Source organism: Rhizobium sp. USDA 3886 (assembly GCF_056279785.1).
The window spans coordinates 39,642-60,249 of record NZ_JBWCDC010000001.1 but is presented as its reverse complement, the minus strand read 5'-3'; the positions used below and the strand labels follow the sequence as shown (position 1 = coordinate 60,249).

Sequence of the window (20,608 nt, the reverse complement as noted above, 5' to 3'; positions counted from 1 at the left end):
AATTTCTCAAGCTCTCGTTCCGCTGCTAGATGCGGGATCGATAAAATGAGCGACATGGCAGACGAAACGGAAGCGCGGTTGAACGCCCATCGTCGGCTTTTTGTGTCGCTGCTCACAATCATTGCCGGAGATCCCAAGTTTCATCAGGCGTTGGAATTGCTGGTGCGCGACAATGAAACCGTCAGCGATCAGGAAGAAGATCCTGGCGTCGAACCAAGCCGGGCTTTCGCCATTCAAGGCTTAGCGAACGACGAGATCCGCGCAATTCTCAAAGATGCCCTGGCACGGGTGCTTGCGGAGAAGCGAAAAAAGTAAGGACCATCGGTCCTTGCGAAAGCCCACCAAAAGGAGAAGGCCCATGCGCACCCGACACGTCGTCATCGGACTTGTTGTCGTTCTGGTGATCGCTTTTGCTTTGCTCATCATCAATCCATTTGGCAGCAATATACCTGATCAGCAAGGGCAGCCACCTACCCCTCCCGCACAGAACCTGTCGCAGTGATGAAAAGGCAGAGTATGGATGAACAAGCAGCAGAGCCCAGACCAAACTAAGAAGCCGCCCCCGACTTTCTCTGCGGAAGACGTCCGCCAGGGTGAAATCATCCTGAAGAGGCGTTGGCAGCGGTTGGTATTCATCGCTGGTTTGGTCGGCATCATACTACTCGCGCTTCTCTTGGGAGTCTCCGGCACCGTGTAATGCTTTGCGGTTGCTAACGTGACCAGGTCCCTCACAAAATTGACGCAGGATGCTTCGGCGTTCATTCTCCTTCTATGATTAGCGGCGTACTTCTGGATCTCGCTGGCGTCATCTATGACGGCGAGGAAATCATACCGGGCGCAACAGATGCTGTCGCGCGCTTGCGCGAAGCCGGCCTTCCTATCCGGTTCGTGAGCAATACGACGCGCTCGAACAAGCAGGCTATCTTAAAGCGGCTGGACGGACTTGGGCTTTCTGTCACAAGTGACGAGTTCTTCACGCCTGCGCAAGCTGCGCGGAAGTGGCTCGAGGAACACGATCGATCGCCATACCTTCTGGTTCACCCCGACCTCGTGCCGGATTTCCAAGGCTTGGCAGGAGGGCAAGGGAAGGCTCTTGTTGTCGGCGATGCCGGCGAGGCTTTCGATTACCAGACACTGAACGCGGCCTTTCGAGAATTGATCGAGGATGCCGAATTCCTCGGGCTCGCGCCAAACCGGACTTTCCAGGATGCTGATGGAAAGCTCAGTCTCGATGCGGGCGCATTCATTACGGCACTGGAGTTTGCAAGCCAAAGGCGCGCTATCATTTTGGGAAAGCCCTCTCCCGAATTCTTCCTATTGGCGCTCGCTAGCATGAATTGTTCGAAGGCGGAGGCCGTAATGGTCGGCGACGACGCGGAAACCGACGTTGCGGGTGCCCTACAGGCCGGACTTTCCCAGGCGCTGCTCGTCCGCACGGGCAAGTATCGTCCCGGGGACGAAACCCGGTTCAGGCCGCCGCCAACTGCGACGGTCGACGATATTTCCGCCGCGGCCGACTGGATTCTCGCGGAACGCAACACTTGGCCGAGGGAATGATACCGAGCATTCATCTGCTCAGAGGCGTTTAGGGCGGCTGCCGCGTGCTATATTGGCGGTCTCCAGCTCCAGGCTGGACTACGTCTTCGGCCGGGGCAACGAGAGCGACGCACGAGCGGGCGCCTGCGGTTCGGCGGCTGGAACGGTGTTATTGCGGGCCGGGCGTTTCAGCGAAATCGCGCTCTTGCTATTTCGGCTTCGCTTTGACGACGGCGGATCAACGCGACCTTCCTTTGGAAGCGAAATGACTGCCTTGAGTCCGGGATTGTTGGGGTATAGCGCGATATCGCCGCCATGCTGGCGCGCCACCGCACGAGCGATTGACAAGCCCAGCCCAACGCCTCCTGTGTCCCGGTTTCGAGATGTTTCCAGCCTAAAGAACGGAGCAAATACCTTATCGGTCATGCCGTCTGGGATGCCTGGGCCGTTGTCTTCAACCACGATATCCACGCCGGCGGCCGACTGCTGGACATGAACTCTGGCGTGGCCGGCGTAGCGGACCGCATTTTCCGCCAAATTGCGGACAGCGCGGCGGAGACCATCTGGACGGCACCGATAAGTCGTCTTATCTCCGTCCATATACGCCACCGGCAGGCCAATATCGGCGAGGTCGTCACAAATACTGCTAACAAGCGCCTGCAGTTCGATGGCTCTCGTCTCCTCCACGGTCGACTCGCCCTGCGCGAATGAAATGGCTGCCTCGGTCATGCTCCGGAGTTCGTCGATCGTAGAGACCATCTTCTCTTGAACTTCGGCATCCTTGACGAATTCCGCCCTTAGTCTCAGAGACGTCAGCGGCGTCCGGAGATCGTGTCCAATTGCAGCCAGCATCCGGGTCCTGTCCTCGACAAATCGGTGAAGGCGTTGCTGCATTCGATTGAAAGCCTCTGAAGTGCGACGAATGTCGTCAGGTCCTTCCTCCGGAAGCGGTGGCAGGTTTTCGCCTCTGCCCAAAGCTTCCGCCGACACCGCAAGGCGCCGTAACGGGCGGGCAATCCGGCTGGCTATGAAGACGCCGATCAGCGATAGAATCAGGGCGGTTGTTCCCAGGGAGGTCAAGGACTTCGAGTTCCACCAGGATGTAGTGTCCACCTTGTGGTAGGCGCAGTTCAACCAGACACCGTCATTTAACCTGACGGCCAGGCCATATCCGCTACGGCCATCAAAGTAGACGAACTTTGCAGGCTGAGGCTGGTTCCAAAGCACCTGCATGGGGCTGGCCCAGTTCTCACCAGAATTTGCCTTTGCAACATCCTGTGCGCTGAGGCGGGCTCCAGCGGAGCTCGCATTCAATCCAAGCTTCTGGCTGAGATCAACGAAGTTGTCCAGAGGACGCGCCAGCTCCTCGACAGCGCGGCTGCGCCATGCCGTAGGATTCGAAATGTCCTCATTTGAGAGCCAGAAGCGCGAGTAACTCGTCTCGCTCGCCAGCAGCACTCGCTCGCGCAGTTCCGGTGCAATTGTTTCCATCAACCGCGTTATCGACGCAGATCGACTAAAGAACTCGCTTTTCATCGCGGCGTGCAAAGCCTTGGCGCGCTCATCCCAAGAGATCAGAAACGTAATCGCCTGCGACACGACGAGGGCGAGAAGCGTAAAGCCGATGAATTGAGCAGCGAGGCTACGTCTCCACCAGTAGATCATTCATAACCTACCTCGACCGAGAGGCTGTAGCCGCCTCCCCAATGGGTCCTGATGATCGAGGGGTTTTTCGGATCTGGCTCGATCTTCTTCCGCAAGCGGCTCACTTGATTGTCGATGCTACGGTCGAATATATCCGCCACCTTGCCTACAGTAAGATCAAGGAGCTGCTCACGGCTGAGAACGAGACCTGGGCGTTCCAAGAAGACCTTGAGAAGACGAAACTCGGCGGTACTGAGGGGTACACCGACGCCATCATCTCCTGCAAGTTCTTGTCTGCCCATATTGAGTTTCCAATGCCCGACACGGACCACCTTCGCCTTCGTGGATTCGCGCTGCTGTGCCGGAAGGCTGTTTGCCCTGCGTAACACGGCGCGAATCCTGGCGAGCAGTTCGCGCGGGTTGAAAGGCTTCACTAGATAGTCGTCGGCGCCAAGTTCCAAGCCGATGATGCGGTCGGTGTCTTCCGCCATTGCCGTCAGAAAAATGATAGGCGTGTCCGTCGCTGCTCGAAGTTGGCGGCAGACTGAAAGTCCGTCCTCGCCGGGCATCATCACATCGAGCACGACGAGGTCAACGGCAGTCCGCTCGATGATACGACGCAATGCAGCGCCGCTGTCGGCAACGCTGACCCGGTAACCTTGTTCTTCAAGATATTTGCCAACGAGGTCCCGGATGTCTCGGTGGTCGTCAACGACCGCGATGTGAGCTGCTTTCTGCATGGGCAATGTCCGTCCTGATCGCAGCATCTTATAGAAGGGAGTACCCGTCCGCATCGGAAAAAATGTATCAAAGTTTCACAGCCCAAAGTGCTGCTGTGGATCGGGCCTGCGCGGACGAACGTCATGTTTGCCGGCGCAGCCGCCGTCAATTCTTGGGTGGCAGAACTGCCGACGGAAGATCACGGGCAGGAGAAACGCCGCTACTTTCGATCTCTTGGTGCGTCACGCGTCATCATGGAAGCAACGCTACGGCTTTGTCTGTCGCGAAGATTTACCTGCCTGAGCCCAGCTTGTAACAAGATGTCTCAAAATTCACTGCTGCTGTCATGCATCGCAAAAGCGCGCAACAAGCGCGTTTCGTGACGCACCGAGTATGCCGAAACCGTCTGTGTTCTAAGGAGATCGGCGGTTTAAGCGTATCTCCCAACTGCCGATCAAGTTTCCGCGCCGCGACCCGCTTCCCACAACGCCGCCGCGACAGGTCTCCGACATCTCGGGCACATCCCTGCGACATCTTCCCCCTATTCTGACGACCGTACCCGCTCAGCGAACTCGAACGAAGCATTCAGCAAAGGAGACCAAGTCATGAGTGTCGAACTTTGGCAGGTCACCATCATGCGAAAGGTCCTGAACGATTTTTGCGCCCACCACGATATGTCGGTCCGTGATCGAACCGCAATCACAGCCGCAGGGTTCTTGATGAAGTTTGCGACCGAAGGAGAAGCCGACGCAGGTGAGTTTCGGACAAGACTGGACGAAGCGATGCTTGAACATCTCCTCGAGCGAAACTCGGTCGCCAAGCAGCACGGCGGCCACATGGCTCGAACTGACAAGTGCGCCAATCCTTAAGCGCCGTCGGCGGTCGGCCCGTCGCCCTGCCGCTCGGCGGCAAGCACATCTATCGAAAAGTCCGCGACCGAGCCTGCCCTATAGCCGGTTGATGCATCGCCCTCGAAACCATAGTGACCGGGCGCTTCACCACACCCACGTGCCTTTGCCGACAAAGCAGTGATAGCCGGCGCGACGAAGATCACTATGCAACTTCCGCTCCGGCAGCGCCAATTCGCGCACATGATACATGTCGCAGTTGGTGCCCATACCGTGGGTGAACGCGTAATCGCCGGTGCACATCGAGGCGCGGGATGGAGTGCAGAGCCGCAAAGTGCAATAGGCGCGGTCGAAGATTACGCCGCTCTCGACCAACCGATCGAGGCTAGGATTCTTTACCGGAACGGCTTTGTCCGGTCCGAAGCGGTCCCTTCGAATCTGATCGACTCCGATGAAGAGCAAGTTCTTCATGGTTGAGAGGCCTTCCTGTTCGATCAGTCGAGATCGTCACGGATGCAGGCCTTGAAGTGTCCTTTCGCCCCTTCTCGCAGCGGTGGCACTATGTTCGCACAGGCCTCGATCGTGACCGGGCAGCGGGTACGGAAGACACAGCCGCTTGGAGGATTGGCCGGACTTGGGATATCACCCTTGAGGATCTGCCGGCTCGTGCGTCGAGCCGGATCGAGCGATGGAACGGCCGAGAGCAAGGCGCGCGTGTAGGGATGCTGCGGGCTCGCATAGAGCTCCCGGCTGGGCGCCATTTCCATGATCCGCCCGAGATAGAGCACGACGACGGTATCGGCGACATATTCGACCACCGCAAGATCATGCGCGATGAACAGCATGGTAAGGCCGAGCCGTATCTGCAGGTCGCGCAGGAGGTTGACGATCTGCGCCTGGATCGAAACGTCGAGCGCCGATACCGGCTCGTCGGCGACGAGCAGGTCAGGTCCAAGCGTTAGCGCCCGCGCAATGCCGATGCGCTGGCGCTGACCGCCGGAAAATTCGTGCGGATAGCGGGAAATCGCTTCGGGCGGCAGGTCAACCGATGCGAGAGCCTCAGCGGCCTTGGCGATCCGCTCCGACTTGCTGCCGATCCGCTGGATATCCAGCCCTTCCATGAGGATTTCACCGATGGTCATTCGGGGTGAGAGGCTCGCGAAGGGATCCTGGAAAATATACTGGACGCGCGCGTGCAGGCGGCGGAGTTCCTGACGAGTGAGGCTCGTCGTTTCGACATCGTCAAAACGAATGCTGCCGGAAGTAGGCGCGACCAGTTGCGCGACCATGCGGCCGATGGTTGTCTTGCCGCTGCCGGATTCCCCGACAAGGCCGACGACTTCGCCGCGTCTGATGTTGAACGAGACATCCCGGACGGCACGGACGACCGGCCCGCGCCCAAATGCCACCGGGGCAAAATCTTTGGTCAGCCCACTGACCTCAAGGAAGTGTTGCTGTGACATCATTCAGATCTCCTGCCACCGGATGCAGCGGCTGAACTGGCCCTCGCCGGCATCGACGAGCGGCGGGTAAGCCTGCGAGCAGGCCTCTATCCGATAGGGACAGCGGGGAGCGAATGGACAGCCCTGGGGGAGGTTCATCAGGCTCGGGACCGATCCGGCGATGGTCGGCAGCGGCGTACCCGCTTCCTTGAGACGCGTCGCAGTTCCAAGGCGCGGCACCGAGCGCATCAGCCCCTTGGTGTAGGGGTGGCGCGGATGGGAGAACACTCGCGCCACACGACCGGTCTCGACGAGCGAACCGGCATACATGACAGCCACGCGGTCGGCGATCTCGGCAACAACCCCGAGATTATGGGTGACGAACAACATGCCCATTCCGCGTTCCTGTTGCAGCTGGGCGAGCAGGTCGAGGATCTGCGCCTGGATGGTAACATCGAGGGCCGTCGTGGGCTCGTCGGCGATCAGCAGCGTCGGATTGCATGACAGTGCCATGGCAATGGTCGCGCGCTGCCGCATGCCGCCCGATAGTTCGTGTGGATATTGTCCGGCACGCCGGCGCGGGTCGGGAATGCCGACATCCTCCAGCAACTGGATGGCATCCGACAAGGCCTCGCGACGGGACTTGCCTATATGAATGCGGATTGGTTCGGCGATCTGCTCACCGATTGTATAGACCGGGTTGAGGCTGGTCAGCGGTTCTTGAAACACCATACCCATGTCGTTGCCGCGCACGCGGCGCAGTGCCTCGCCGCCAATGGCCTGCAGTTCGACGACTTCTCCCGTCTTTCGTCTGAGGCGAAGCGTGCCCGCGGCGATACGGCCGACGCCGCGCGGCAGGAGACCCATGATCGACAAACTCGTCACCGACTTTCCCGAGCCGGACTCTCCCACCAACGCAACGGTTTCTCCCGTCGCCACAGTGAGATGGAGGTCGCGCACGGCGACGACCTCGCGATCGGCGATGTGAAACTCCGTGGTCAGTCCCGAAATGTCGAGGATCGGCTCGGTGCTCATGATCAATCCAAAAGCCCGGTTTGGCGCAGAATGCGATCGATGATCGCCGCCTCTTCGTCGTTGAGGGATCGTTGCGGACGGGCCATGATGTTGGTGTCGATGACCCCCAGCCTGCGCATGGCGGTCTTGAAGGCACCGACGCCCGCGGAGCCTGCACTGGTCCTCGCCAGACTGACCCAGACCATCTCGAAAAGCTGGCAAAGCCGCTCCTGCTCCCGGCGCGCCGCGATAAAATCGCCCGCCTGGCATAGATTCCAGAGGCGCACATAGCCGTGCGGATCGACATTGCCGAGGCCGGGCACGATGCCATGCGCTCCCATGTTCACGACGCTGTCGGCGACGATCTCGGATCCGGTCATGGCGAAGAAGTCGGGTAAATCAGCCGTGTCGGTCATGACATAGCGAAGATTGCCATCATCACCGCTTGAATCCTTAAGCCCAGCGATCGTGCCTTCGCGGGCGAGCGTGACGGTGGTCCGGCGTTCGAGCTTGGTGCCGACGCAGACCGGTATGTCGTACGCAATCACCGGTATGTCGACCGCCTCCCGGATATAGCGAAAGTGATCGATGGTCTCAGATTGATTGGTGCGCGTATAGAACGGGGCAGTCACGACAATCGCATCGGCACCCGCCGATTGCGCTACCCTTGCATGGGCAATCACGCGCTCTGTCGTTGGATCGATTACGCCAACCAAGATCGGCACGCGGCCGCGCACTTGCTCCACCGCATGTTCGATGATGCGCCGCCGCGCGGCTTCGTCGTGAAACACGACCTCGCTGGTCGAACCGAGCACGAACAGGCCGTGCACGCCACCATCGAGCAGATGGTCGATGACACGTTTGAATGAAGGATAATCCACTTCGAAAGCCGTGGTGAGCGGGGTGACGACGGGTGGAATGACGCCGGTAAACAGGGGCATGTGCGACCTTTCAGTTAAGTTCGGAGCGCGGGTCGAAGGCATCGCGAAGCCCATCACCCACGAAGTTGATGGCGAGAACGGTTACGACGAGCGCCGCGCCAGGGAACATCCATTGCCAGGGATAATTTTCGAGCACGTTGGTCGCGCGGGCGGCGTTCAGCATATTGCCCCAGCTCGCTTCCGGTGGCGTGACGCCGAGCCCAAGGAATGAGAGGCCTGCCTCCAGCAGGATCCCGCTCGCCACCTGCAGGGTGGCATAGACCACGAGAATATCGATCGTATTGGGCAGGCCATGCCGAACCAAAAGGTGCCAGAGGCCGGCGCCCATGCCGCGAGACGCCACGACGAAGTCCCGCTCACGCAGTTCCAGGAGCCGGGCCCGTATCATGCGCGAGAGAACCGGCCACGAGAGCAGCGAAATCACGAGGATCGTCGGCATGATGCCGCTACCGACGATCGAGGCGAGGACCAGGAGGAAAATAACCGGCGGCAAGGTCATGGCAAGGTCCACCAGCCGCATCGTTACACCATCAACGACGCGCCCAGCGAAGCCGGCGACTGCTCCGACGAAGAAACCGATGAACGTGGAAATCGCCATCGAGGTGGTTGCCACCAGCAGCGAGGTCCGCCCGCCCTGCAACAGCCGCGCCATGATATCGCGCCCCACGCCGTCACTTCCAAGCCAATGGGCTGATGAGGGGCCGTGATTCATTGCCAGCAGGTCGATGTCGTTGGGCCTGTAAGGCCACCATAGATCATAGGTGAGCGTGAGCAGCAGGATCGGAATCAGGATAACCGAACCGGCCACGGCCGCTCCGTTGTTGAGAAAGCGCGACATAGCACGACGGATGGGGCCGGCCGAACCGGTATTCGTCAAGCTGGTCATCTCACGCTACCTTGATACGCGGATCGACGGCGGCATAGGCGATGTCGGTCAGCAGGTTGACGAGTATGACGCAGGCGCCGGTGAGCAGCGTCGCACACATGATCACCGGATAGTCGCGCCGGACGACCGCGTTGATCATCAAGAGGCCCATGCCCGGCCAGTCGAAAACGCTCTCTATGAAGATGGCACCGCCGATGGCGATGCCGATGGTCGACCCGATCAACGTGATCACCGGCAGCAAGGCATTGCGCACGGCATGTTTGACGATGACCCAGAACTCGCGGACGCCCTTGGCGCGCGCCGTGCGCACGTAATCCTGCGACAGCACCTCAAGCAGCGAAGAGCGCATGTACCGCATGATCAGCGCACCATGGCCGATTGACAGCAGGACGGCCGGTAGGATGAGGTGCGCCATCAGGTCGCCGACGGAAAAGGGAGCGCCGGGCGTCAGCATCCCGCCGGCCGGCACCCACCGCAGGACGACCGCAAACATGTAGAGCCCAAGCAGCGCCGTCAGGAAGGCCGGGCTCGAAATTCCGACGAAGGCCGCTGTTGAAAGCGAGAGATCGGTGAGCTCGTTGCGCCGGACCGCGGCAAGAATGCCGGTCGCAATTCCAACGACGACGGAGATGGCAAGCCCGCTGAACATCAACAGGATCGTCGGTCCGATGCGGCCGAGGACAAGCGGCAAGACCGGTTCGCCGCCGCGCTGGATCGAATAGCCGAAATCTCCGGTAACGGCCGCACCGAGCCAGGCGAGATACTGCACCGGCAGCGGCTGGTCGAGACCAAGGCGCGTGCGCAGCACCACAAGGTCCGAGGCCGACATCGGGACCGATGGGTTGATATAGGCATCGATGGGGTCGCCGGGCGTAAGCCGCAGCAGCGTGAAGATGAGGACGGTCAGCGCCAGCAGCATCAGCAGGCCGACAGCCGCTCGGCGGAGGATGTATTGCAGCATGTTTCACCAACAGGGCCAGCCGGAGATGCGGCCGGACATGATAGTCCGACCGCCTCGGCTCACCCGCACATTATGGAGCGATATCCCACTTCTCGGGATGGGAGACGAACGGACCGCCACCGGGAGCCGGCGTCCAGAAGAAGTCCTGGAGCTTGCCGGACACGACGCCATAGCGGCTTGCGACCCACATCGGGCTCCAGGGAAGCTGAGCGTTCATTTCCCTGCAGACCTGCTGCCACTTGGCATCCGCCTGGGCCGGATCGGTTTCCGCCATCGCGGTGTTCAATGCCTCGGTGAGCTGAGGCATCTCGACACGCATGATGTTGTTGCCGGCCGGCGGTATCTGGGCGGCATTCAAGCCGACGTTGAGCGAGGCGGGGTTTGGCCCGTTCTGCAGCCCGGCATAGACCAGCGGGAACTCCGGCCACTTTTCGCTTCGCACGATCCCGTTGTAGCTCGGGACGTCGAGGGCGCGCGGAACCACGTTGATGCCTACCTGCGCCAGCATCGCCTGGATCGCGGCCATGACGTTGGCGACCTGCGGCGTATTATAATAGGTCAGCCACGGGATCGGCTTGTCGGCGTTGATCTTCTCCCAGCCGGCTTCCGCGAGCAGGTCTTTCGCCTTCTGCGGGTCATAGGCATAGTCACTCAGATCCTTCGCAACGAGCTGCGGCGCGACATAGCCGCAGTTGGCCAGCTTGGCCGCGCCGCCAAACAAGCTCGAGATGATCGCGTTTCGATCGATGGCATGCATGACCGCCTGACGCACGCGAAGGTCGTTCCAGATTCCAGCCCTGTGATTAAAGCCGATGTAGTTCACGACATAGGAGTCGCCTTCAATGACACGGAAGTTGTCATTGCCCTTGAAGGTCTTGGCGTCGTCGGGTTCGGCGAAGGTGAATTGGATTTCTCCCGCCGAAAGCGCCGAGACGGCTGCAGCGGGATTAGCGAAATACCGGTTGATCAGGCGATCAACCTTCGGCCTGCCGCCCCGATAGCCGTCATAGGCCGCCATTTCGACATACTGATCGCTGACATACTTCGTGAACTTGAAAGGACCGGTGCCGACCGGCTTTGTCGACCACCACGGGCTCTTGGCAATTTCCTTGACGTCCATGGACGACAAGGCGTGTTCCGGCAGCATCATCACCTGCGACAAGACGGACAGGAATGCCGAGTTGGGTTTGCTAAGCTTGACGACGGCCGTGTGCTCGTCAGGCGTTTCGATCGATGCGATGCCAGCGAGCCGCGCGGCGAAAATACTGCCGCTCTCGGCGTTCTTGGCGAGTTCCAGAGTGAACTTGACGTCTGCCGACGTGAAAGGCTTGCCGTCGTGCCAATTCGTTTCGACAAGCTTGAATGTGTAGGTCAGATTGTCTTCGCCGACGGCAAAATCGGATGCCAGCGCACCGACGAGCTTTGAGAGATCGGACGTATAGATGATCAGCGGCTCGAAATAAGTGTTGAGCCAGGTAAAGCCGGCGGTGGCGGTTTGCGGGTTGAAGTTGCCGGGGAAACCGCCCGGCCCGACGTCAAAGCCACCGGTAATGGTCTTTTCCGTCTGCGCCGCAACCGGCGCAGGCACCATCGCCGTGGTGGCGGCTAAAGCAAAGGTCGCCGCTGCCAGAAGGCGGCCGAAATTCCGTCGATGCATGCTCTCCTCCTCTTGTGTTGTTTATTTTGTTACTGGACCGGCTCAGCCCCCTCGGGCCGGTTCGTCGCGATGACTCGCCTAATTCCGGAATAGTGTTCGCTCAGACGCCTGCGCGCGGCCTCGACATCTCGGGCCGCCACGGCCTCGACGATCTCATGATGATCCCGCCAGGTCGCCAGGGGGTTAGGACTGGCCAGATTTGCGAAGCCCGAGGCCTTGTAGAAAGCAGACCAGAAGATATCGATCAGCGCGCTCAGCATCTTGTTGTTCTGGCAGCGGAACAGAAGCTGATGAAATTGCTGATCTTCCTCGGCAAAGCTTTCACCGCGTTCGGCGTGCTGGCGCATGCGATCGGTAATGCGCCGAAGCTCGGCAAGGTCCTGCTCGTCCATCATCTCGATGGTTCTGTCGATGAGACCGGCTTCCAGCACGCGGCGGATCTCCAGCAGCTCCTCGACATCGCGCAGCGACGCCTGCAGCCCGTAGGCGAGGTTATCCAGCAGCGGCCCAAACGAAAATTTCTTGACGAAAACGCCGATGCCGCGCCGCGTCTCGAGGATGCCCACCGATTCCAGCGCCTTGATCGCCTCACGCACGGAATTTCGACCGACCCCCAACTGCTGCGCCAAGAAAGTCTCAGGCGGCAGAGCAGCACCAGCCGCAAGATTATTGTCCTCGATATAGCTGCGCAGGCTCTCCTGAACGCTGACGTGCAGAAGCGGCGGGCGCTCCAGCGGCTTTATCGGCTTGGCCAAGAATGACCCCCAGTGCAATTTCGCTTCGATGTGCTAAGTATATCGACTTGTAGGATATCTTGCAAGTCGATATATGAAAGATAAGATCTGAGTTGGGGAGAGACGCCTTGCCGCTGGCAGCCCCGCGCGGATCCGGGTGCCGCAAAAGGGAGGTGGATGTGGCAATTGCAAAATTCGAACGGCAGGATGGCCGATGGGGCCGCATTCGAGGAAATTGGGCGACGCTGCTGCTGCCGATAAACGAGGACGATTCGATCGATTTCTCGCGCCTCACTGATGAAATCGACGAGCTGATCGCGGCCGGTGTGGACGGTATCTACTCCAACGGCACTGCGGGTGAATTCCACAATCAAACAGAGGCCGAGTTCGACGGTATCCAACAACTGCTGGCAGATCGCTGCAGCGCCGCTGCGACGCCTTTTGTCGTCGGCGCCTGCCAGCCTGATCCCCGGATATCCCTTGAACGCGTGCGTCGGGCGGCAAAGCTCAAGCCGGAGGCAATCCAGGTGATCCTTCCCGACTGGTGGCCGGTGACAGGGGCGGAGGCGACAGATTTCCTCAGGATGGCTGCTGAGGCGGCCGGTTCGGTACCGATGATTCTCTACCAGCCACCGCATGCCAAGCGTGTCTTTGCCCCGACCGAACTGGCTGCGATCCTCGCACCGGTACCGCAGATCGTCGGCATCAAGCTCGGAGACGGAGAATCATCCTGGTACGAGCAAGCCCGTCAGTGGCTCGACGCGTGGGGAATTTATGTTCCGGGCCATCATCTTGCGACAGGCGTCGAACAAGGCGTCGCGGTTGGGGCGTTCTCGAACGTTGCCTGCCTAAGCCCTTCGGGGGCTCAACGATGGACCGCGTTGATGGCCAGTGACATCGATCAGTCGCTCGAGGTGGAGAAGCGGCTGCGCACCTTCCTTGAAGTCCACATAGCGCCCCTGGCAAAAGTGCACGGCTATTCGAACGCCGCACTGGACAAGCTGTTGGCGGCGATCGGAGGATGGGCGGACATCGGCACGCGGCTCCGCCGGCCGTATCGCTGGATCGATCCCTCGATCGTTCCGGAATTGCGGGAGAAAGCCAGGGCCGCCCTCCCCGAAATTATGCCGTAATCATCAAGGTAAACATCATGATACCGCCAAACATTCTGATGATAATGACAGACCAGCAGCGTCGAGATACGCTTGGCGTCTATGGCTGCGACTGGATCCCTACTCCCAATCTCGACCGGCTCGGCGACGCCGGCGCGGTTTTTGAGTGCTGCACGGTCGACAATCCCATCTGCACCCCGTCACGCGCCAGCATCTTGACGGGCAAGCCGGTGCCAGGTCACGGGGTGCTGCGGGTGCACGATAACCTGCCGCTAGACGAGATGTTGTTCACTGAGCGGCTGCGACAGGAGGCTGGCTATCGGACCGCGCTTTTTGGCAAGCTGCACGTCAGCAGCCGGGTGCAGGAGGCAGACCATCGGCACCCGCATGACGGTTTCGATATCTATGAATGGTGCCTGGAACCGTCGGTCGCCATGCAGAGCCCCTTCAACGGCTATACCGCCTGGCTTCGCGAAACTGCGCCGGACTTCCTCGCAGCCCTTCAGCGCAACGGCCGCCGCGAACTTCATCATCCCGAGGCCCTGCACATGAGCAGGTGGGCAGCGGACCGGACCATCGCGTTCATCCAGTCGATGCAAGCAGAACGGCAGCCGTTCTTTTGCCTGATGAGCCTGTTTGATCCCCACGATCCCTATGAGGATTATCCCTCCACGTTTCGGCATCGAATTGACGCGGCGAAGATCGCAGATCCGATCGTTTCGCGCACGACGCAACCCGAATGCGTCCAGAGGGAGCAGCAAGGGTCCTATCTCGGACGTTTCACGGACTTCTCGCCGGAGGAAATCCGCAAGATCCGCATCGGCTACGCCGTTTCGATTGCGTTCCTTGATGAGCAAATCGGCCGAGTTCTAACGGCACTGGACGATGCGGGTCTGACTAAGGATACGCTGGTCATCTTCATGTCCGACCACGGCGACCAGCTTGGCGACCATGGGCTCTTCGTCAAGGGAGCCGCACTCTACGAGCCTACGGTCGGAGTGCCGCTGCTCCTGCGCTGGCCAAGTCATCTCGCCGCCGGCACCCGATGCACTGCACTTGCACAGGGCCGCGACGTTGCGGCCACATGTCTTGCGGCAGCGGGCCTCGACACGCAATCATGCCCCGAGAGCGAGGACCTCGTGGCCATGGCATCGCAGAACGCAACGAAGCGCAGCAGCGCAATCTGTGCTTACCGCAACTCCGGCGTAAACGACAGCGGCAGCCTCTGGGATCCGTCGATGCAGGCGACCATGGCGCGAGACCAACGCTTCAAGCTTACTCTCTACACCAGCGACGGCTCGAGCCAACGAGAGCTTTTCGACCTCCAGACCGACCCACGAGAGACCGTGAACGTCTCAGGCGACCCCACCTACGCCGCCATCGAACTCATGCTGCTCAACGACATCACCTCGTTTCTCCACTATGAAGCAGCGACAGCAATTCCGCGCGCAACCTCGTCCATTCCCAACGCGACCCAGCGTCTGCAAAACAGAATAAAATAGAACTCCTCGCCCTAGGGTGGCCATTCAACCGGCTCGGCAGTAACGCGGTAAAAGTCGTCGAGGATGGCCACTCCCGGGGAGCCGCGCTCGACGACTGTTGGCCTATCGACCATTTGCCTTGTCAAGTCGTATTCAAAACTCCGAAATGCTCACTGACGATCGGGACGGATGCCAGATACAAAGCTGCTATCACCGAGCAAGTGGTACATTGACACCAGAGGCCGAGGCTCTAACCGCCGCTGAATGAAAGTTTAGTGGCAAAAGACTTGGAACGGTGCTTCGGGTTTCTCTTCTTCCTCTCTCACCTCCCGAGATCTCACGATATCGCGCCTCCTGCAGCATCCGTAAATATGCTGGCCTGGGAAAGGTACTTAAGGCTCGCCTATTAGAAACCATTAGAAACGCGACGGCGGCCCCTCAGTTCACTGGAGGAGAAGCGAATGCACGATCGAACGATTGGATTCTTGGTGGGCGCCGAATTGTCGGCAGTGTTCTGGGCTGGTCTGTTTCTCACGCTCGGGCATTTTTAACAGTCGTCCTGCCGTAGTGATGTCGCCGCTGAGGATTAATTGCCTTGAACAGCTTGCCCCGGTCTTTTCAAGAAGCGATCGATTACAAGCGTCGCAGGATCCGTTTTGCGCGATACCTCTGAAGCAGGTTAATCCATCGCAAACCAGTCTGATGATACAACCGGGATTCAGCCGAGCTGTAGGAAAAAAGATGACGTCAGGCAGTTGGGAGCAATTCGCAGGCAATCTTGCATTTGTGACGCTTGCCGTTGCCATGTGGGCGCACTTTTCGACCTGGTATCAGAAATCGCTGATCGGGCTTGGAAGGCCTCTTTGGGGAATTATCGCGGGCGTCACGTCCGTCGGCTCCATGATGCTTGCGATCCAATTCGCGCCCGGCATCTACATCGATCTGCGTTTCGCGCCACTTGCACTTGCAGGGCTTTTTGGCGGCGCGATTGCGGCTGCGATTGCGGCAATTCCGGCGATCGTCTTCCGGGCCACCGCCGGTGGTGCCGGAGCCCTCGACGGCGCCGTTGCCATACTGGTCATCAGTGCCATAGGCGCGGTAGTCCATTTCGCCTTTCGACGGAAAACGGCTGACATTTACAAGCTCGCGGCTGTGACCACGGGGCTTGGGCTCGGATTGTCCATTATGTTGGTGACCCTGCCCAGCCTCACAAAGTCGGGAGCGGCGTCGGCTTTTGGCGTTCCGCTTGTCCTCATGAACTGTGTGGCCACGATCGTCTGTGGTCTGATCATGCTGAAGACGGCCAGATTGAAGCTGGAACGGCAGGTGCTGGAAACCGCTTTCTCACAATCGCCCGACTATCTCTATGTGAAGGACCGGGACAGCCGGTTTATTGCTGTCAACAACAACATGGCGCGCCTTTTTCACTTCTCCTCGCCGGCTGAGATGTTCGGACTTTCGGATTTCAGTTTGCGCACGGCTCCGGACGCGGAAGACTTGTACCATCGAGAGCAAGAGATCATTCGTACTGGCAAGCCGCTTGTCGATTTCCTCGAGCGCATGGGAGACCGCCACATGCTGGCATCAAAAGTTCCCCTCCGGGACAGCGAAGGGCAGATTATCGGTCTTGCGGGCGTGACACGGGACATTACCGAGCGCGTCGACCTCGAGCGCGAGCTCCGTGAAAAACGGAACCTGCTGACGCTTGCCATGAATGGCATGTCCGAAGGCTTCGCAATGTTCGACAAGAAGGGCTTTCTTATCTTTTGCAATGAGCAGTATCGGGACGCCTTCCCGTTGTCGCGTGACGCGCGGGTCATTGGTGCGCACATCACGAAAATTCTTCAACGCATAATCGAAGCCGGTGAACGGATCAGCTTGCCGGAGGAGACGCCAGAGAAGTGGATCGAGGCGGCGGCGGCGACCTTGCATATGAACAAGGACGAGGAGATCCAGCTCAAGAATGGTGATTGGCGCGCCCTCAAGACACGTCTTGCGCATGACGGGACAGCTATGGTGGTTGTGTCGGACATTACCGTGACGAAACAGGCTGAAGCGGCGCTCCAGCTTTCTGCAAAGCAACTGAGATCGCTCGCCGACACGGACGGTTTAACGAGCCTGGCAAATCGCAGAGCCTTTGACGCCGCCTTCGCGCACGAGGCGGAGAAGTGTCGTGAAACCGACATCCCCTTGAGCGTTCTGATGATCGATGTCGACAGGTTCAAACTGTACAACGATACCTACGGTCATCTTGCCGGCGACGAATGCCTGCGTGCCGTGGGGAACTGTCTGGGAAAATCGGTGAAACGGTCGACTGATATTGTCGCGCGTTATGGTGGCGAGGAGTTCGTGGTATTGCTTCCGAACACCGATGAAACCGGGGCCATGGCTGTGGCGGAAGAATTCAGGCGCCTCCTCAGCCAGAAAAATCTTCCCCATGCAACCAGCGAATTCGGCAGGGTGACGGCCAGCATCGGCATATCCTCAACCGGAGGAGATGTCTTGCTTTCGGATACGCGACGGCTCTTGGCGGCAGCGGATGCGGCTTTGTACGCGGCAAAGGAACAGGGCCGCAATCAGATCAAGGTGCAATCCCCTACCGACCAGATATCGGCTGCAAGAGCAGGGTGATAATCTACCTGCCGACCTCCGCGGGGTCACCGTGGCGTGTTGCCGATACCCTTGGGACGGTGTCTATTCACCGTCTTGAGATTTTGGCCGGCAGTGTTCGGCGACGCAAGTTTACGCGCTTAGGAAGCGATCGTGTCGGAAACGCCGAGCGGAGAAACCCAGTGATGGACCTTGTCCGCCGCCATGCAGCACCGAGCGCTCTCCAACAGGCTCACCGCCTGCATTCAGCAGACACAGTTGGTGGCGCTCCGCTGCCCAATCGATACCGGCAAACCATCGAACCTCTCCTGTCATGGTCAAGACCTCCTTCGTCGGCCGGACCTCCTGCGACACGCGTCGTTCCCTGTACTGGCGCTCGCCGGCGCAACCGCCCACCGGACATCTGTCGCAGCCGCCGCCGGGGCACCGGTCCGCAACAGGTGCTCACAGCACTGGGGTTTTGGGTTGCTCCCGACGGGAAGGCCCGGTTCGCGCCATAGCGAGCAAGCATGACGCCAAGAGTGCGCCGAGTAGGCAAACCGACGGAAGGAGAAAAGTAGTGGCCCAACGATGGCTCATCACCGGAAGCTCGCGCGGTATCGGTCGCGACCTCTCGTAGGCGGTTCTCCAAGCGGGCCATCGGCTCGTGGCCAAGAATCTTAACGAAGACAGGTGCATCACCGCGGTTTCTAGCAGGCATCATTGGCAATAAAGGCGTGCAATGCTGCCGCCACAGGTGTGCCAACGACGGCGAGATCGCGTACCGTGCTCATGTGATCCCCGTCTGCAACGTGCGACGCTCGCGCTTCAAGCCCTTGGGCGGCAAGAACGTCCCTGAATGCATTTGCCTGGGTTTTGAAGGGGTTAGTTTCCAACTCGCCGGTCATGATAGTTACGCGCGTTGCAGGATCGTGCTCTTGACGCATCGGCGTAAACAGTCGCACCTCCTCGTCGCTCAAGGCGATCTCGTCGCGCAGGAAAGACGTCTGCAAGGGTTCGAGATCGTATATTCCGCCGAGCAGGAAAGCAGCAATTACGCCCGAGGGCGCTACCGAGCGATTGAAGAGAAAGGTCGCAAGATGTGCACCAGCGGAGTGGCCGCTGACCGAAAATCTATTCGGTGTCGCGCCAAAGCGACCGGCATGCGCCAGCAGGAAAGCCTTGGCTTTCAGGACCTGACCGACTAGGACGTCCATCCTCGCCATGGGCATCAGGGAATAATCGACGATGGCGGCGACAGCCCCGGCGCGGGTGACGGTCTCAGCGACGCAGGAATAGTCCTCCTTGGAGAACATCCGCCAATAGCCACCATGGATGAACATGTGGATCGGCATGTCCGAGCCGGCACCATTTGGCAGGAAGATGTCGAGCATCTCGCCCGCCTCACGACCGTAGGCGACGTTGGCCTCCATCGCGACGGTGCGGCGGGTGGCAAGGCTACGGGCACGGATATCGCTGACAATGTCGTCGAAACCTGCGACATGGTCGCGAATGCGGAACGGATCGGCGGCCACAGGTTCCTCCTTTAGAAACTTGTCGCAATGTACTTGGCTTCCATGAACTCCGCGATACCGTGATGCTGCCCTCCTTCACGTCCAAGGCCGCTCTGCTTCACACCGCCAAAGGGGGCGGCGGGATCGGAGACCAGTCCACGATTGAGCGCGACCATGCCTGCCTCCACCTTCGAGGCGACGCGCATGCCACGGCCGATGTCGCGGGTATAGATGTAGGCGGCGAGGCCATATTCCGTATCGTTGGCGATGGCGACGACCTCCGCCTCGCTCTCGAAACGGTAGAGCGGCGCGACCGGACCGAAAATCTCCTCGCAACTCATGTCGGAGGCCGGAGAAACATCGGCAAGCACCGTCGGCAGATAGAAAAAGCCGCGTCCTGCCGGTGCCTGTCCGCCGCAGAGAACACGCGCTCCCCGCGAAATGGCGTCCGCAACGAGCCGGTCGATCTTTTCCACCGCCTTGCGCGTGATCATCGGACCGCATTCCGTATCCGAAGCCACACCCGGGCCGACCCTGAGGGCGGCCATCCGTTGGGTGAATTTCTCCGCAAAGGCATCGTGGATACCGGACTGGACATAGATGCGGTTTGCGGCCGTGCACGCCTCCCCTGCATTGCGCATTTTCGCTACCATCAGGCCCTCGATCGCCGCGTCGATATCGGCATCGTCAAAAACGATGAACGGTGCGTTGCCGCCGAGTTCCATAGAGCAGGAGATGACATTCTTCGCCGCTTCCGCCAGAAGCATACGGCCGACGCCCGTCGAGCCGGTGAAGGACAGTTTTCGAACGCGTGGGTCGGCCAGCATGTTGGCGGTGACCGGGCCTGGCGTCGATGTCGTCAGGACATTGACGACGCCTGGCGGCACGCCAGCCTCCTCGTAGAGGGCGGCAAGCGCATAGGCCGTCAGCGGCGTCTCGCTCGCGGGCTTCAGGATGACGGTGCAGCCTGCGGCAAGGGCTGGCGCGATCTTGCGTGTCGCCATGGCGGCCGGGAAGTTCCACGGCGTGATGAGAACGCAGATGCCGATGGGCTGGTAATCGACGACGATCCGGTTCGTGCCGGACGGGGCGATGCCGAACTCGCCGGAGATGCGCACCGCTTCCTCCGCGTTCCACCGGAAGAATTCCGCCGCATAGGCCACCTCGCCGCGCGCGTCGCGCAACGCCTTCCCGTTCTCGAGCGAAATGAGTGTGGCAAGCGTTTCGGAGCGTTCCATCATGAGTTCGAAGCAGCGGCGCAGGATCTCGGAACGCTTTCTCGGCGACGTCTCGCGCCAGCCTTCCGCCGCGCTTGCAGCGGCCTCGACGGCCGCCGCCGCATCCGCGACGGTCGCATCGGGCACGGCGGTAATGACTGCCTCGGTCGAGGGATCGATCACCTGGATCCGGCTCTCGCCCGCGGCAGACCGCCAGGCGCCGCCAATATAAAGGCCATCGGAGAACGAGCTGAACCCGAAGCGATCGTGGCCGGGCTGCGAAGGATGCTGGTTGGCGTTCATGATGTTTCT

At 60.0% G+C, this 20,608-nt stretch carries 20 protein-coding genes; 8 read left to right on the top strand and 12 right to left on the bottom strand.

From position 1 onward, the window contains the following. The first annotated feature begins 45 nt into the window (after positions 1-45). The 3 genes from ACZ9BX_RS00330 to ACZ9BX_RS00320 all read left to right on the top strand — a co-directional run bounded on the left by ACZ9BX_RS00330 (position 46) and on the right by ACZ9BX_RS00320 (position 1,557). Positions 46-315: a hypothetical protein gene (locus ACZ9BX_RS00330; protein ID WP_476214897.1), complete on the top strand. Its 270-nt coding sequence runs from the start codon at positions 46-48 to the stop codon at positions 313-315. Between the two features lie 43 nt (positions 316-358). Then, on the top strand, positions 359-502 hold the full coding sequence (locus ACZ9BX_RS00325; RefSeq protein WP_476214895.1) for a hypothetical protein: 144 nt from the start codon (positions 359-361) through the stop codon (positions 500-502). Positions 503-771: 269 nt separating this feature from the next. Continuing rightward, positions 772-1,557 carry a TIGR01458 family HAD-type hydrolase gene (locus ACZ9BX_RS00320; RefSeq protein ID WP_476214893.1) on the top strand — a complete coding sequence of 262 codons (786 nt, stop codon included), beginning with the start codon at positions 772-774 and terminating at the stop codon, positions 1,555-1,557. Between the two features lie 78 nt (positions 1,558-1,635). On the opposite strand, the gene ACZ9BX_RS00315 is transcribed toward ACZ9BX_RS00320, so the two are convergent. Both ACZ9BX_RS00315 and ACZ9BX_RS00310 read right to left on the bottom strand, forming a co-directional pair. Beyond that, entirely contained in the window at positions 1,636-3,201 is a 1,566-nt protein-coding gene (locus ACZ9BX_RS00315) for a sensor histidine kinase (protein WP_476214891.1), read from the bottom strand. After that, positions 3,198-3,920, bottom strand: a complete 723-nt coding sequence (locus ACZ9BX_RS00310; RefSeq protein ID WP_027510061.1) for a response regulator — start codon at positions 3,918-3,920, stop codon at positions 3,198-3,200. The genes ACZ9BX_RS00315 and ACZ9BX_RS00310 overlap by 4 nt, the downstream gene beginning before the upstream one ends. Positions 3,921-4,043: 123 nt before the next feature. Here ACZ9BX_RS00310 and ACZ9BX_RS00305 point away from each other — a divergent pair, with 123 nt between their 5' ends. Further along, positions 4,044-4,283, top strand: coding sequence for a hypothetical protein (locus tag ACZ9BX_RS00305; protein WP_476214888.1), 240 nt, complete (start codon positions 4,044-4,046; stop codon positions 4,281-4,283). A gap of 222 nt (positions 4,284-4,505) precedes the next feature. Further along, a complete protein-coding gene (locus ACZ9BX_RS00300) occupies positions 4,506-4,769 on the top strand; it encodes a hypothetical protein (RefSeq protein WP_027510059.1) in 264 nt (87 codons plus the stop codon). A gap of 126 nt (positions 4,770-4,895) precedes the next feature. Here ACZ9BX_RS00300 and ACZ9BX_RS00295 read toward each other — a convergent pair whose 3' ends face one another. From ACZ9BX_RS00295 to ACZ9BX_RS00260, 8 genes are all read right to left on the bottom strand, one after another. Continuing rightward, positions 4,896-5,219, bottom strand: a complete 324-nt coding sequence (locus ACZ9BX_RS00295) for a sulfatase-like hydrolase/transferase (RefSeq protein ID WP_476214886.1) — start codon at positions 5,217-5,219, stop codon at positions 4,896-4,898. 23 nt (positions 5,220-5,242) lie between these two features. After that, entirely contained in the window at positions 5,243-6,211 is a 969-nt protein-coding gene (locus ACZ9BX_RS00290; protein ID WP_476219849.1) for an ABC transporter ATP-binding protein, read from the bottom strand. 3 nt (positions 6,212-6,214) lie between these two features. Continuing rightward, positions 6,215-7,225 carry an ABC transporter ATP-binding protein gene (locus ACZ9BX_RS00285; RefSeq protein WP_476214884.1) on the bottom strand — a complete coding sequence of 337 codons (1,011 nt, stop codon included), beginning with the start codon at positions 7,223-7,225 and terminating at the stop codon, positions 6,215-6,217. Between the two features lie 2 nt (positions 7,226-7,227). Then, the gene (locus tag ACZ9BX_RS00280) at positions 7,228-8,145 is read right to left on the bottom strand and encodes a dihydrodipicolinate synthase family protein (RefSeq protein WP_476214882.1); all 918 of its coding nucleotides are present in this window, start codon (positions 8,143-8,145) and stop codon (positions 7,228-7,230) included. A 10-nt stretch (positions 8,146-8,155) separates the two neighbouring features. After that, the gene (locus tag ACZ9BX_RS00275; RefSeq protein WP_476214880.1) at positions 8,156-9,031 is read right to left on the bottom strand and encodes an ABC transporter permease; all 876 of its coding nucleotides are present in this window, start codon (positions 9,029-9,031) and stop codon (positions 8,156-8,158) included. A gap of 1 nt (position 9,032) precedes the next feature. Then, positions 9,033-9,992 carry an ABC transporter permease gene (locus tag ACZ9BX_RS00270; protein ID WP_027510054.1) on the bottom strand — a complete coding sequence of 320 codons (960 nt, stop codon included), beginning with the start codon at positions 9,990-9,992 and terminating at the stop codon, positions 9,033-9,035. Positions 9,993-10,062: 70 nt separating this feature from the next. Beyond that, positions 10,063-11,649 carry an ABC transporter substrate-binding protein gene (locus tag ACZ9BX_RS00265; RefSeq protein WP_476214877.1) on the bottom strand — a complete coding sequence of 529 codons (1,587 nt, stop codon included), beginning with the start codon at positions 11,647-11,649 and terminating at the stop codon, positions 10,063-10,065. Positions 11,650-11,678: 29 nt separating this feature from the next. Then, on the bottom strand, positions 11,679-12,404 hold the full coding sequence (locus ACZ9BX_RS00260) for a FadR/GntR family transcriptional regulator (RefSeq protein ID WP_476214875.1): 726 nt from the start codon (positions 12,402-12,404) through the stop codon (positions 11,679-11,681). A gap of 158 nt (positions 12,405-12,562) precedes the next feature. On the opposite strand from ACZ9BX_RS00260, the gene ACZ9BX_RS00255 reads away from it, so the two are divergent. The 3 genes from ACZ9BX_RS00255 (at position 12,563) to ACZ9BX_RS00245 (ending at position 17,607) form a co-directional block, all read left to right on the top strand. Continuing rightward, positions 12,563-13,516, top strand: a complete 954-nt coding sequence (locus ACZ9BX_RS00255; protein ID WP_476214873.1) for a dihydrodipicolinate synthase family protein — start codon at positions 12,563-12,565, stop codon at positions 13,514-13,516. Positions 13,517-13,533: 17 nt separating this feature from the next. Then, positions 13,534-14,997: a sulfatase family protein gene (locus ACZ9BX_RS00250; RefSeq protein WP_476214871.1), complete on the top strand. Its 1,464-nt coding sequence runs from the start codon at positions 13,534-13,536 to the stop codon at positions 14,995-14,997. A 720-nt stretch (positions 14,998-15,717) separates the two neighbouring features. Then, positions 15,718-17,607, top strand: a complete 1,890-nt coding sequence (locus ACZ9BX_RS00245; RefSeq protein WP_476214869.1) for a diguanylate cyclase — start codon at positions 15,718-15,720, stop codon at positions 17,605-17,607. A gap of 668 nt (positions 17,608-18,275) precedes the next feature. Here ACZ9BX_RS00245 and ACZ9BX_RS00240 read toward each other — a convergent pair. Together ACZ9BX_RS00240 and ACZ9BX_RS00235 are read right to left on the bottom strand one after the other, a co-directional pair. Beyond that, positions 18,276-19,100 (bottom strand): alpha/beta hydrolase, encoded by an 825-nt coding sequence (locus ACZ9BX_RS00240; protein ID WP_476214867.1) that lies wholly within the window; start codon positions 19,098-19,100, stop codon positions 18,276-18,278. A gap of 11 nt (positions 19,101-19,111) precedes the next feature. After that, complete coding sequence (locus ACZ9BX_RS00235) at positions 19,112-20,599, bottom strand: NAD-dependent succinate-semialdehyde dehydrogenase (protein WP_476214865.1); 1,488 nt, start codon at positions 20,597-20,599, stop codon at positions 19,112-19,114. Positions 20,600-20,608: the final 9 nt, after the last annotated feature.

Coding starts and splice junctions, on each gene's coding strand:
- ACZ9BX_RS00295 (WP_476214886.1), bottom strand. CDS start 5,219: ATGAAGAACTTGCTCTTCATCGGAGTCGATCAGATTCGAAGGGACCGC.
- ACZ9BX_RS00300 (WP_027510059.1), top strand. CDS start 4,506: ATGAGTGTCGAACTTTGGCAGGTCACCATCATGCGAAAGGTCCTGAAC.
- ACZ9BX_RS00270 (WP_027510054.1), bottom strand. CDS start 9,992: ATGCTGCAATACATCCTCCGCCGAGCGGCTGTCGGCCTGCTGATGCTG.
- ACZ9BX_RS00250 (WP_476214871.1), top strand. CDS start 13,534: ATGATACCGCCAAACATTCTGATGATAATGACAGACCAGCAGCGTCGA.
- ACZ9BX_RS00280 (WP_476214882.1), bottom strand. CDS start 8,145: ATGCCCCTGTTTACCGGCGTCATTCCACCCGTCGTCACCCCGCTCACC.
- ACZ9BX_RS00315 (WP_476214891.1), bottom strand. CDS start 3,201: ATGATCTACTGGTGGAGACGTAGCCTCGCTGCTCAATTCATCGGCTTT.
- ACZ9BX_RS00325 (WP_476214895.1), top strand. CDS start 359: ATGCGCACCCGACACGTCGTCATCGGACTTGTTGTCGTTCTGGTGATC.
- ACZ9BX_RS00320 (WP_476214893.1), top strand. CDS start 772: ATGATTAGCGGCGTACTTCTGGATCTCGCTGGCGTCATCTATGACGGC.
- ACZ9BX_RS00235 (WP_476214865.1), bottom strand. CDS start 20,599: ATGAACGCCAACCAGCATCCTTCGCAGCCCGGCCACGATCGCTTCGGG.
- ACZ9BX_RS00245 (WP_476214869.1), top strand. CDS start 15,718: ATGACGTCAGGCAGTTGGGAGCAATTCGCAGGCAATCTTGCATTTGTG.
- ACZ9BX_RS00330 (WP_476214897.1), top strand. CDS start 46: ATGAGCGACATGGCAGACGAAACGGAAGCGCGGTTGAACGCCCATCGT.
- ACZ9BX_RS00285 (WP_476214884.1), bottom strand. CDS start 7,225: ATGAGCACCGAGCCGATCCTCGACATTTCGGGACTGACCACGGAGTTT.
- ACZ9BX_RS00275 (WP_476214880.1), bottom strand. CDS start 9,031: ATGACCAGCTTGACGAATACCGGTTCGGCCGGCCCCATCCGTCGTGCT.
- ACZ9BX_RS00265 (WP_476214877.1), bottom strand. CDS start 11,649: ATGCATCGACGGAATTTCGGCCGCCTTCTGGCAGCGGCGACCTTTGCT.
- ACZ9BX_RS00290 (WP_476219849.1), bottom strand. CDS start 6,211: ATGTCACAGCAACACTTCCTTGAGGTCAGTGGGCTGACCAAAGATTTT.
- ACZ9BX_RS00305 (WP_476214888.1), top strand. CDS start 4,044: ATGTTTGCCGGCGCAGCCGCCGTCAATTCTTGGGTGGCAGAACTGCCG.
- ACZ9BX_RS00310 (WP_027510061.1), bottom strand. CDS start 3,920: ATGCAGAAAGCAGCTCACATCGCGGTCGTTGACGACCACCGAGACATC.